Origin of the sequence: Acinetobacter lwoffii (assembly GCF_024129715.1) — a bacterium.
GTDB classification, from domain to species: domain Bacteria; phylum Pseudomonadota; class Gammaproteobacteria; order Pseudomonadales; family Moraxellaceae; genus Acinetobacter; species Acinetobacter lwoffii_U.
On the sequence record NZ_JAMXXM010000005.1, the window covers coordinates 81,019 to 92,880 of the forward strand.

An 11,862-nucleotide genomic window follows, 5' to 3' on the forward strand; every position below is an offset into this window, starting at 1 on the left:
TTTATTGACCTAAATACACTTTCATAATCTGCTCGCCCCACAAAAAAGCAATCCAGCCGGCAATCGCGATATAGGGACCAAAGGCAAAAGGCTGATTTTCCTTGCGGACTTTCAGCAGGATAATCCCGATAATCGCACCAACCAGAGAAGACAGCAGCACAATTAAAGGCAGTAATAAAGGCCCCATCCAGGCACCCAGGGCGGCAAGCAATTTAAAATCGCCATAGCCCATACCTTCCTTGCCGGTAACGATTTTAAATGCATAATACACCACCCACAGACACAGGAAACCAATAATATAGCCCCAGATGGCAGCACCGGGTAAGGTATAAAGTGCATAACTATTTACCCCCAAACCTAGCGCGGCCAAGGGTAAAGTATAACGGTCAGGCAATAACTGGGTGTCAAAATCAATAAAAGTGAGTGCGATCAGCACATAAGTCAGGATCAGGCCAAACAGCATTTGTAGGGTAGGGCCAAATACTGCTACGACAAGGAGTGCACAAACTGCCGTCAGAATTTCAACCAAAGGATAACGGATGCTGATCGGATTCTGGCAGTTGCTACATTTTCCGCGCAGGACCAGCCAGCTAATGACGGGAATATTCTGGTACCAGCGGATTGGCTGATGACACTTGGGGCAAGCTGAAGCGGGTTTGCTTAAACTTAACTTAGTTTCATCAATCACCGGCTGTTCCGGATGCAGGAACATCTGGCAATCAGTACGCCATTCCTGTTCCATCATCTTGGGAGTGCGGTAAATCACGACATTCAGAAAGCTGCCGATACATAAACTAAAAAGCCCAACTGCGATATACAACGCCGTTGGGTTTTGAATAAAATATTGAAGAAAATCGTGCATTAAACCACAGAACCCATTTGGAAAATTGGAAGGTACATGGCAATCACCAGACCACCGACAAGCACACCGAGAACAGCCATAATGAGCGGTTCCATCATCGAGGTTAAGCCGTCAACTGCATTGTCGACTTCATTTTCATAATGTGTGGCTACTTTGTCTAGCATGGCATCTAGTGCACCAGATTCTTCACCAATCGCGACCATTTGTACTGCCATGGAAGGAAACTTATTGGTCACACGCATGGCAAACTGTAGCTGTTGACCAGTAGCGACATCTTCACGGATTTTCATCACGGCATCTTCATACACGACGTTATTGGTAGCGCCGGCAGTGGATTCCAGCGCATCAATCAAGGGTACACCTGCTGCGAAAGTCGTGGCGAGGGTACGGCTATAACGTGCAATAATCGCTTTATACACCAAATCTCCAAAAATCGGTGCTTTGAGTGCGGCCTTATCCAGAAAATCGCGGAATTTTTTGCTACGTTTTTTGGCTTCAAGAAAAGCGGTAATGATGGCTCCAATGGCAATAATCAGCAGGAACCAATATTTTTGCATCCATTCCGACATATTCACTACCATTTTGGTGAAAGCAGGCAGGTCGGCGCCAAATGAAGAGAATAAGTCCTGGAAAACCGGGACCACTTTAACCATCAAGATAATGGTAACAATCAGGGCGACTACAACCACCGCAGCTGGATACTTCATCGCTTTTTTGATTTTTTGCTTGAGCAGTTCGCTTTTTTCTTTGTAAATCGCAACACGATCAAGCATGGTTTCAAGAGCACCGGACTGTTCACCTGATTCCACCAGCGAACAGAATAATTTATCGAAGTATTGTGGATATTTACGTAGTGCTCCAGCGAAAGTGTTACCACCCTCGACCTCACCTTTAATACCCAGGACCACTTCGCGCATTGCCGGATTTTCCAGACCTTCTGCGACAATTTCAAAGCCTTGCACCAGTGGCACACCGGCTTTCATCATGGTCGCCAATTGTCGGGTAAAAATGGTGATATCCAGTGTGCTGACACGTTTTTTCATCAAGCCTTCGAGAATATTTTTTTTCTTTTCCCGAATGGTCTTGATGCTGATACCTTGTTTTCGAAGGGTGACCTTGGCCAAAGCCATATTTTTTGCTGGCAATTCCCCCTTGATCTTTGCCCCCTTACGATCAATTCCTTCATAGCTGAAGATCGGCATCATCTGGCCTTTCTTTACTGCTGCCATACCTTTATCCTTATTTTAGATCAGCGCCCGATCATTCGCTGGTGACACGATTGACTTCCTGTAAAGAAGTCACCCCCTGCATCACCTTGATTAAACCTGACCGGCGTAAATTGTTAAAACCTGCACGTGCGGAAGCATCGGCAATTTCAAGTGCATTGCCGTCCTCCATAATAATTCTGGAAATTTCGGGTGTTACTTTCATAACTTCATAAATACCCACACGACCCTTATAGCCTTCGCGACATTCATTGCAGCCCACCGGTTCATAAATTTGGAACTCAGGTTGCTGCAGGTCCGTTTCGGTAAAGCCCATTTCTAATAAGCTCTGTTGTGGAATATCGGCAGGTTTCTTGCATTGCGAACACAAGCGACGTGCCAGTCGTTGTGCAATAACTAGATTCACCGAGGTGGCAATGTTAAAAGAAGGTACCCCCATATTACGTAAACGGGTCAAGGTCTCAGGCGCACTATTGGTATGCAGCGTCGACATCACCATATGACCAGTCTGCGCCGCTTTAATCGCAATCTCGGCAGTTTCCAGATCCCGGATCTCACCGACCATGACGATATCCGGGTCTTGACGTAAGAATGACTTCAGTGCGGCAGAGAAGGTCAGGCCAACTTTATTGTTGACGTTAACCTGATTAATCCCTTGCAAGTTAATCTCGACCGGATCTTCCGCTGTCGAAATATTGGTATCTTCACGGTTTAAGATATTCAGACCGGTATACAGTGAAACGGTTTTACCGGAACCTGTCGGGCCGGTGATTAGCAACATCCCTTGCGGTTTGTCCAGCGCCTGCATAAACAGTTCTTTTTGTTCCGGTTCATAGCCCAGAGCATCAATCCCCAGCATCGCGCTGGAGGGATCTAGAATACGCAATACCAGTTTCTCACCAAACAGGGTAGGGAGAGAGTTAACACGGAAATCAATGGCTTTATTCTTAGAAAGTTTTAACTTAATACGACCATCTTGCGGTACACGCTTTTCCGAAATGTCCATTTGCGACATAACCTTAAGACGCGAAGAGAGGCGGTTTGCCAGCTGTAAGGGCGGGGTTGCAATCTGACGTAGAACACCATCGACCCGGTAACGTACCCGATAGATTTTTTCATAAGGTTCAAAGTGTAAGTCTGAAGCCCCCATACGGATCGCATCAATCAGCAATTTATTAATATATTTGACAATTGGTGCTTCATCACCTTTATTGCTTTCTTCATCTTCTTTATTTGGATCTGAGGTGTCGATATCAACATCCAGATCAAAGTCTTCATCAAACTCAAACGTGCTTTCTTCAGTAAAATTCTGCTCGATCAGTTTTTCAAGTTTATTGTGTTCAACAATAATCGTTTCAATATTGAGTTTGGTGGAAAAACGGACTGCATCAATTGCTTCGATATTGGTGGGGTTACTGATCGCAACATATAAAATACTGGAATTTTTAAAAATCGGCAGGATGCGATGCTTGGTAATCAGCTTTTCATCAATCACATCCCGCAAAATTTGGGCAGGATCATAGGCACTGATATCAAACAGTGGTTCGCCAAATTCAACTGAAATCGTTTCAGCAATGACGGTCGGGGAAAGTTGCTGCTGGTTAATTAACTCAGCCACGATATCGATTTTTTCTTGCTTGGCATGCGCCAACGCACTGCGCATATCTTCAGCCGAGATGACGCCTTCCTCGACCAAACGACGAATAAATCCGGTAAATCTTGGCGACCCCTGTAATGCTGTCATGCTATAAATGCCTACTCATCAAATTCTTTTAATTGCTATATTAAAATTATACGTTTGTTACGTAAAAATACCATAGCCAAGAGTGCTGCTAGCTTCCTCATCTCCAGTAAAAGCATGAACTGGTTAGAAGAAGTCCTCATTTTTTTAAGTGATAACAAAAAATAACCATTTTGGATAGTCTAAACTGAGAATGAGTGATAAGAAAACTATTCTTTTAATTTTCCAATTCCGTGTAGAATGTGCCCAATTCAAAATATGTAAATGAAATAGGTTAATTATGTCGGTTTCGACGATTACCCCTTGGGTGATAGGTAACTGGAAAATGAATCCAGTGCAGGCAGAGGCATTGAGCTTGGTACGTGATATTAAGAATTTGCTGGAGACTGCACCAATTGCCGAAGATCAATGTCATTTAGGTGTGGCACCGATTGCGATTGCCTTAAGTCAGATTCAGGCAGAGCTATCATCTGCGGTTCGTCCAATTTATACCGTAGCACAAGATGTTTCACGTATTTCAGGAATGGGCGCTTACACCGGTGAAGTTAGTGCTGAATTGCTGGCCGACAGTCAAATCCAGTATGTACTGGTGGGTCATTCTGAACGCCGTGAAATATTTGCAGAAAATGCTGATATTTTAAATGCTAAAATCAAGAATGCCTTAAGTGCTGGTTTGACGGTAATTTATTGTGTCGGTGAAAGCCTGGAACAACGTGAAGCAGGGCAGGCAGAAGCTGTAGTATTGCAACAAATTTGTGATATCGCTGCTGTGGTTGAAGCCGAACAATGGAAAAATATCGTGATTGCCTATGAACCGATCTGGGCAATTGGAACTGGTAAAACAGCTTCTCCTGAAGATGCGCAGGCCATGCATGCACAAATCCGTCAAGGTTTAAGCCAGATTACGGGCTATGGCGAGAGTATGGCGATTTTATATGGTGGTAGTGTCAAGCCGGAAAATGCAGTAGAGTTAGCAGCCTGCCCAGATATCAATGGGGCATTGGTCGGTGGTGCATCACTCAATGCTGAGTCGTTCCATAAAATTGCTCATGCATTTGCAAATACACAATAATTAGGAGTTCAGCATGCAAACTTTTGTGCTGGTAGTACATATTATCTTAGCTGTTTTGATGATTGTCTTGATTTTGGTTCAGCATGGTAAAGGTGCAGATGCTGGTGCCTCTTTCGGCGGCGGTGGTGCAGCGACAGTATTTGGAGCTTCAGGTTCGGGTAATTTCATGACCCGTTTAACTGCGATTTTTACTGCACTGTTCTTCGTGACCAGTCTGACTTTGGCGATTTTGGCCAAGCAACAAACCTCGAATGCCTATAGTTTGGGATCTGTTCAGTCTGCGCCGACCGTACCTGTGCAATCGAATGAAACTTCACCAACTGCACCAGAAACGACCGAATAGTTTTAATTAATCCTTTCTTTTTTTCAGTGATGCGACTAGAATGCGTCACAGCTGCGGTGGTGGTGGAATTGGTAGACACGCTACCTTGAGGTGGTAGTGCTTTCGGGCGTGGGGGTTCAAGTCCCCCCTTCCGCACCAACTTATAATCCAGAAATTTAAGTTGGTGTATGCAGCTGAAAAACTTCTATTGATGCGGGATGGAGCAGTCTGGTAGCTCGTCGGGCTCATAACCCGAAGGTCGTTGGTTCAAATCCAGCTCCCGCTACCAATCAATCCTTTTTAAAGACGCAAACTTTCAAGAGGCAGCTTAAACAGGTTTTAAGTTGAGAAAATTAATTTGCATGTTGTTGCGGGATGGAGCAGTCTGGTAGCTCGTCGGGCTCATAACCCGAAGGTCGTTGGTTCAAATCCAGCTCCCGCTACCAATCTTTTAAAGATGCAAACTTTAAAAGCAGTTTAAGTACTTTAGACTGAAAGTTATTTGTACGCTGATGCGGGATGGAGCAGTCTGGTAGCTCGTCGGGCTCATAACCCGAAGGTCGTTGGTTCAAATCCAGCTCCCGCTACCACTTTTTCAGCGACAGATGACAAATATGCAGAATGATGTGGTTTTGATTGAAAAGTTTTCATCTTTTGTATATAATTTTTGCACGTTGATGCGGGATGGAGCAGTCTGGTAGCTCGTCGGGCTCATAACCCGAAGGTCGTTGGTTCAAATCCAGCTCCCGCTACCAAGTTTCTAAAAAGAGGCTCACAACAAGGTGGGCCTTTTTGCACAGTGGGATTTGAAAAAATCTTAAATTGTGCATTAATTGGGGCGATTTACGCCCTTTTTTATTGGCTATCGTGTAGTGTCGACATTATTTGGTCAAATCTCCATGTTTCACTACTACTATAGTTTGTATTCGTTTGTAGTGGTCAAATAGATCATAAAATCGCACCAGATGACGAGAGTAAATGAAGCTATCAAATAAAACTCAAGCACTTCAGGACTTGATTGCACCAGCAGTTGAAGCCTGTAATGTAAACCTTTGGGGGATTGAATTCCTGCCACAGGGTAAATGTTCGTTATTACGTATCTACATCGACAAGCCAGTCGATGAGAGCGTTGCACCAGCAATCAATGAAGATGGTGAAGAAGAGCAGGGGCGTGGTATTGGCGTTCAGGATTGTGTGCGTGTCACGCAGCAAGTGGGCGCAATGCTGGATGTTCATGATCCGATCTCGGGTGAATATTCACTTGAAGTATCTTCGCCAGGCTGGGACCGTCCATTCTTCCAGCTCGAGCAGATGTCAGGCTATATCGGTCATACCGTAGCACTACGTTTGATCAGTGCGGTAGATAACCGTCGTAAATTCCAGGCCAAACTGGTTGCTGTCGATCTTGAAAATGAAATGATTCAGGTTGAAGTAGAAAAGCAACAGGTATTGGAGATCGACAGTCACAATATCGATAAAGCAAATTTGGTCTTCCAAGATTAATTGAATAAATAAAAATTTAACGAATAGGTGACGTATGGCACGTGAAATTCTGACCGTCGTTGAAACGGTTAGTAACGAAAAAGGTGTACCTCGTGAAGCGATCTTTGAAGCGCTTGAGCAAGCTTTAGTTGCTGCGACAAAGAAAAAATTCTACGAAGGAACACATTCGGAAGAAGCACGTTTACGTGTGGAAATCGATCGTAAAACAGGTGACTATCGTACTTTCCGTCAGTGGGAAGTGGTTGCAGACGAAGACCATGAAATGCCAGCTTGTCAGGATGCCATCTCTGATGTCGATCCGGCAAAATGGTCGATTGGCGACATTCGTGAGCTTGAAGTGGAATCGATTGACTTCGGTCGTATTGCAGCGCAAATTGCCAAGCAAGTGATCGTACAGAAGATCCGTGAAGCAGAACGTGCACTTGTAGCCGATGCTTACGAATCGAAAGTCGGCGAGCTGATCTACGGTGAAGTGAAAAAACAAACCAAAGACGGCTTTATCATTGACCTAGGTGACAATGCTGAAGCATATCTTGCTCGTGAAGAAATGATTCCGAAAGAAATCCTTCGTCCGAAGCAACGCGTGAATGCGATTCTATTCAATGTCAACCGTGAAGGTCGTGGTGCGCAGTTACAACTGTCACGTGCTAAACCGGATATGCTGATTGCATTGATGAAGAAAGAAATCCCTGAGATTTCTGAAGAAATCATTGAAATTAAAGCGGCGGCTCGCCAACCAGGTGTTCGTGCTAAAATTGCAGTGAAAACCAATGACCACCGTATTGACCCGGTGGGTGCTTGTATTGGTATGCGTGGTACCCGTATTCAAGCTGTACAGCAAGAGCTCAATGGCGAGCGTATTGATGTAGTCGTTTGGTCGGATGATCCTGCGCAATATATCGCAAGTGCATTGGAACCAGCAGATGTATCGAGTATTGTCATCGATGAAGATGCACGTACTGCAGATATCATTTTCGCAACCAGCGATCAGTTGGCACGTGCGATTGGTTCACAAGGTCAGAACGTTCGTCTGGCATCTGAATTGACTGGCTACAAGCTGGACATGATGCTGGAAGAGGAATACTACGCCCGTCAACAAAACGAAGCGCAACAATATTTAGACATGTTTGTTACCCGTCTGGATATCGCGGAAGATTTGGCGATGGCATTGGTAGAAATGGGCTTCACCTCGCTTGAAGAAATTGCTTATGTTCCTGCAGAAACGTTTGATGAAATCGAACTGGATGCGGAACTGGTTGAACTACTGCAAAGCCGTGCGAAAGAAATTGCACTTGCTGATGCATTACAACAGCAAGAGAACATACAAGCGCCAAGTGAAGAACTTGTTGCAATGGAAGGCATGACAGTAGAGATCGCGCAAGCGCTAGCAGCTCGTGGTGTGGTAACAGTGGATGATTTAGCAGATCAGGCGACTGACGATATCGAAGATATTGAAGGTTTGGGTGCTGAGAAAGCAGGTCAACTCATTATGAAAGCGCGCGAATCATGGTTTAACTAGGAGGTAGTATATGACGGACAAGTCGATTAAAGAGTTAGCCCTCAACGTGGGTCGTCCAGTTGAGAAGCTCCTAGAGCAGGTTCGTGAGGCAGGTTTACCACAGCGTAAAGCTGACGATATTATTACCACCGAACAACAAGATAGCTTGATGAACCATGTGAAAAAGTCACAGGGTTCGGAAAGCCAAGCAGGGCAAATCACGTTGAAACGTAAAACGACTAGTACGGCTAAAGTAGCCAGTACTTCAGGTAAGGCGAAAACGATTAATGTAGAAGTTCGCAAGAAGCATACATTTGTTAAGCCGGATCCAGAACAGATCAAAGCAGAAGCATTGGCGAAAGCCAAGGCTGAGCAACAGGCCAAAGCTGCGCCTGAGCAGAATACAGCGCAAGCTGCTTCTGCTGAAGCTCCAAAAACTGGCGTAAATAACGCGAATAAAGCTCTAGAAGCGATGCGTGCTGCTGCAAAGCAAACCAGCGACAAGCAAGAAGTTTCTAAAGCTGCAGTTGTGGTAAAACGCAAATCAACCAACAAGCCGATTGTGAAGCAAGTTGTTAAACCAACTGAAACCGCTGAACAGAAAAAGGCACGTGAAGCAGAAGCAGCAAAATTAAAAGCTGTTGAAGAAGCAGCACGTCGTAAAGCGGCTGAAGAAGCGCAGCAACGTACGCTTGAACAAATGCGTCAAATGGCGTCTAAGTACACCGCGGAAGATACCACTGCAACTATTCGTGTTGTTGATGATTCTCCTCTGGCTGCCGGTCTTGTTGGCCAGGCATATGAAGACTCTTTTGCAAAAGAAGACCGCGAAATCAAACGTGGTACGAATACGCCGAGCGCGCGTGCACCTAAAAAAGGTGGTCGTCGTGGTCAGGAAGAGCAAAGCTTCAGCAAACAGCCTAAGCGCGGTTTAAAAACCAGCCAGGGCAACAAGCACGGCTTCGAAAAACCTGTGAAAAAACAAGTTTACGATGTTGAAATCGGTGAAACGATTGTTGTTGCTGACTTAGCTGCGAAAATGGCAGTTAAGGTTCGTGAAGTGATTAAATCACTCATGAAAATGGGTGAGCTAGTGACTCAGAACCAGGCGATTGATCAAGAAATTGCTGCACTTGTTGTTGAAGAAATGGGCCATAATCCGGTACTGGTTTCTGATACACAAGCTGAAGATAACTTGCTTGAAGCAGCTGAAGAAGCACGTGGTGCGCAATCTACGCGTGCGCCTGTTGTTACCATTATGGGTCACGTTGACCATGGTAAGACATCGCTGCTTGACCGTATTCGTCGTGCCAAAGTGGCTGCTGGGGAAGCGGGCGGTATCACACAGCATATCGGTGCTTACCATGTAACTACTGATAAAGGTATGATTACATTCCTTGATACTCCGGGACACGCAGCATTTACTGCAATGCGTTCACGTGGTGCGAAAGCAACAGATATCGTGGTTCTAGTTGTTGCAGCAGATGATGGTGTAATGCCACAAACTGCAGAAGCAATTGACCATGCACGTGCTGCAGGTACACCAATCATTGTTGCAATCAACAAGATGGATAAAGAATCTGCTGATCCAGATCGCGTTCTGAATGAATTGACTGTGAAAGAAATCGTGCCAGAACAATGGGGTGGTGACGTTCCAGTGGCAATGGTTTCTGCACATACTGGTCAAGGCATTGATGAACTTCTTGATATTATTTCGATTCAAGCTGAACTTCTAGAGCTTAAAGCATCTGAAGAAGGTGCTGCACAAGGTGTCGTAATTGAAGCACGTGTAGATAACAGCCGTGGTGCGGTAACGTCTATTCTGGTTCAAAACGGTACATTGAAAGTAGGTGATCTTGTTCTTGCCGGTTCATCTTATGGTCGCGTTCGTGCGATGACGGATGAAAATGGTCAGCGTATCAAATCTGCAGGTCCTTCGATTCCAGTTGAAATTCTGGGTCTTCCAGAAGCGCCAATGGCAGGTGACGAAGTTCTTGTGGTCAGCGATGAGAAGAAAGCACGTGAAGTTGCCGATGCGCGTATGGATCGTGAACGTCAAAAACGTCTTGAGCGTCAATCTGCAATGCGTCTTGAAAACATCATGGCGTCTATGGGCAAGAAAGATGTGCCTATCGTGAACGTTGTGTTGAAAACTGACGTACGTGGTACCTTGGAAGCATTACACGTTGCACTTGCTGAGCTTGCGACTGACGAAGTTAAAGTACGTATCATCGGTTCTGGTGTAGGTGCGATCACTGAGTCTGACGTGACACTGGCTGAATCTTCAGAAGCAGTTCTACTCGGCTTTAACGTACGTGCGGACAACGCTGCGCGTCAAAAAGCAGATGCAGACAGTATCGACATTCGTTACTACTCAATCATCTATCAATTGATTGATGATGTGAAAGCAGCAATGAGCGGTAAGCTTGCACCAGAACATCGTGAAACGATTCTGGGTGTTGCACAAGTACGTGAAGTATTCCACTCAAGTAAGTTTGGTGCGGCTGCGGGCTGTATGGTACTTGAAGGTGTATTGCATCGTAACAAACCGATTCGCGTATTACGTGATGACGTGGTTGTGTTCCAGGGCGAGCTTGAATCTCTTCGTCGCTACAAAGAAGTGGTTGAAGAAGTTCGTGCCGGTATGGAATGTGGTCTTGCGGTGAAAGGCTATAAAGACATCAAAGCACTTGATAAGATCGAAGTGTACGATGTTCAATTGATTAAACGGAGTCTTTAATGGCGGGTAGTCAACGTCTGAAGCGTATGGCGGATACAGTACAACGCGAGTTGTCAGAACTGATCCGTCAGGAGCTGAAAGATCCACGCTTAGGTGGTCTTGTGACCATCTCTGCAGTGAAGGTGAGCCCAGACCTGGGATATGCGGAAGTTTATGTCACTGTGATGGGACGTGAACTTGGCGATGAGCAAAGTCAGGAAGCCAATAAAGAAACTTTGGATGTGTTGAACAAAGCATCTGGTTTCTTGCGCCACGAGCTGAGTCGTCGTATCAAAACCCGTATTACGCCTCGTCTACGTTTCCATTACGATAAGACCAATGCATATGGTAACTATATGTTTGGTCTGATCGCTGAAGCAGTGAAGGACTTACCTGAAGCTGAAGCAAAAAAAGATGATGAATAAGTCTTAGGACTAAAAAAGCCACCTTCGGGTGGCTTTTTTTATCTCTAGATTTTTTAGATTTAGAAGAATTTGAATTGCTCAATTAACCTAAATCATCATTACGATTAATTTTCTTTTCATAAAAAGTACGACGGCGTGAACGCTGCCAGGGCAGTGGACGTTCCAGTGTTTCCGGCACTTCGCCACTCAAAGAGCGTAACCGCAAATGCAATGCAGCCTGTGCCATCAGATTGGCGGATACCGGCGCAGTAATAAAGGCAAACAGGGTAATCAGCACTTCAGCAAAACCGAAACGGCCATACATGGCAGAGAAAATCATCGCCGCAATTAAAAAACTGCCGAGACCCAAAGTACTGGATTTGGTCGGTGCATGCAGACGCATGAACAGATCGGGCAAACGCACCATCCCAATTCCGCCGACCAGCATAAAGAAAGCACCAATCAATAGAAAAATCGACACCAGTATTTCTAAAATTAAAGACATTTAAAAACTC

At 45.1% G+C, this 11,862-nt stretch carries 10 protein-coding genes and 5 tRNA genes; 11 read left to right on the top strand and 4 right to left on the bottom strand.

Features of this window, described 5'->3' with window-relative positions:
- Position 1: 1 nt before the first annotated feature.
- From NI462_RS05850 to pilB, 3 genes are read right to left on the bottom strand one after another with little or no spacing between them, the layout of a single operon-like run.
- Complete coding sequence (locus tag NI462_RS05850; protein ID WP_004281094.1) at positions 2–862, bottom strand: prepilin peptidase; 861 nt, start codon at positions 860–862, stop codon at positions 2–4.
- On the bottom strand, positions 862–2,091 hold the full coding sequence (locus NI462_RS05855; protein WP_253159548.1) for a type II secretion system F family protein: 1,230 nt from the start codon (positions 2,089–2,091) through the stop codon (positions 862–864). The genes NI462_RS05850 and NI462_RS05855 overlap by 1 nt, the downstream gene beginning before the upstream one ends.
- A gap of 31 nt (positions 2,092–2,122) precedes the next feature.
- The gene (gene pilB / locus NI462_RS05860) at positions 2,123–3,832 is read right to left on the bottom strand and encodes a type IV-A pilus assembly ATPase PilB (protein ID WP_253159550.1); all 1,710 of its coding nucleotides are present in this window, start codon (positions 3,830–3,832) and stop codon (positions 2,123–2,125) included.
- 277 nt (positions 3,833–4,109) lie between these two features.
- Between pilB and tpiA the strand changes: the two genes are divergently transcribed.
- The 11 genes from tpiA (at position 4,110) to NI462_RS05915 (ending at position 11,368) form a co-directional block, all read left to right on the top strand.
- Positions 4,110–4,901: a triose-phosphate isomerase gene (gene tpiA / locus NI462_RS05865; RefSeq protein WP_253146324.1), complete on the top strand. Its 792-nt coding sequence runs from the start codon at positions 4,110–4,112 to the stop codon at positions 4,899–4,901.
- A gap of 13 nt (positions 4,902–4,914) precedes the next feature.
- Positions 4,915–5,244: a preprotein translocase subunit SecG gene (gene secG / locus NI462_RS05870; protein ID WP_005248398.1), complete on the top strand. Its 330-nt coding sequence runs from the start codon at positions 4,915–4,917 to the stop codon at positions 5,242–5,244.
- 53 nt (positions 5,245–5,297) lie between these two features.
- Positions 5,298–5,382: transfer RNA gene (locus tag NI462_RS05875), tRNA-Leu, on the top strand.
- Between the two features lie 53 nt (positions 5,383–5,435).
- A tRNA-Met gene (locus NI462_RS05880) sits at positions 5,436–5,512 on the top strand.
- An 80-nt stretch (positions 5,513–5,592) separates the two neighbouring features.
- Positions 5,593–5,669, top strand: a tRNA-Met gene (locus NI462_RS05885).
- A gap of 67 nt (positions 5,670–5,736) precedes the next feature.
- Positions 5,737–5,813: transfer RNA gene (locus tag NI462_RS05890), tRNA-Met, on the top strand.
- An 88-nt stretch (positions 5,814–5,901) separates the two neighbouring features.
- Positions 5,902–5,978 (top strand) — tRNA-Met (locus NI462_RS05895).
- A gap of 223 nt (positions 5,979–6,201) precedes the next feature.
- Positions 6,202–6,726 carry a ribosome maturation factor RimP gene (gene rimP / locus NI462_RS05900; RefSeq protein ID WP_004281103.1) on the top strand — a complete coding sequence of 175 codons (525 nt, stop codon included), beginning with the start codon at positions 6,202–6,204 and terminating at the stop codon, positions 6,724–6,726.
- A 34-nt stretch (positions 6,727–6,760) separates the two neighbouring features.
- Positions 6,761–8,245, top strand: coding sequence for a transcription termination factor NusA (gene nusA, locus NI462_RS05905; protein WP_004281105.1), 1,485 nt, complete (start codon positions 6,761–6,763; stop codon positions 8,243–8,245).
- 10 nt (positions 8,246–8,255) lie between these two features.
- Positions 8,256–10,964 (top strand): translation initiation factor IF-2, encoded by a 2,709-nt coding sequence (gene infB, locus NI462_RS05910; RefSeq protein ID WP_005248396.1) that lies wholly within the window; start codon positions 8,256–8,258, stop codon positions 10,962–10,964.
- Positions 10,964–11,368 (top strand): ribosome-binding factor A, encoded by a 405-nt coding sequence (locus NI462_RS05915; RefSeq protein ID WP_004281108.1) that lies wholly within the window; start codon positions 10,964–10,966, stop codon positions 11,366–11,368. The genes infB and NI462_RS05915 overlap by 1 nt, the downstream gene beginning before the upstream one ends.
- Positions 11,369–11,450: 82 nt before the next feature.
- Here NI462_RS05915 and NI462_RS05920 read toward each other — a convergent pair whose 3' ends face one another.
- The gene (locus NI462_RS05920; RefSeq protein ID WP_253159552.1) at positions 11,451–11,852 is read right to left on the bottom strand and encodes a Na+/H+ antiporter subunit G; all 402 of its coding nucleotides are present in this window, start codon (positions 11,850–11,852) and stop codon (positions 11,451–11,453) included.
- Positions 11,853–11,862: the final 10 nt, after the last annotated feature.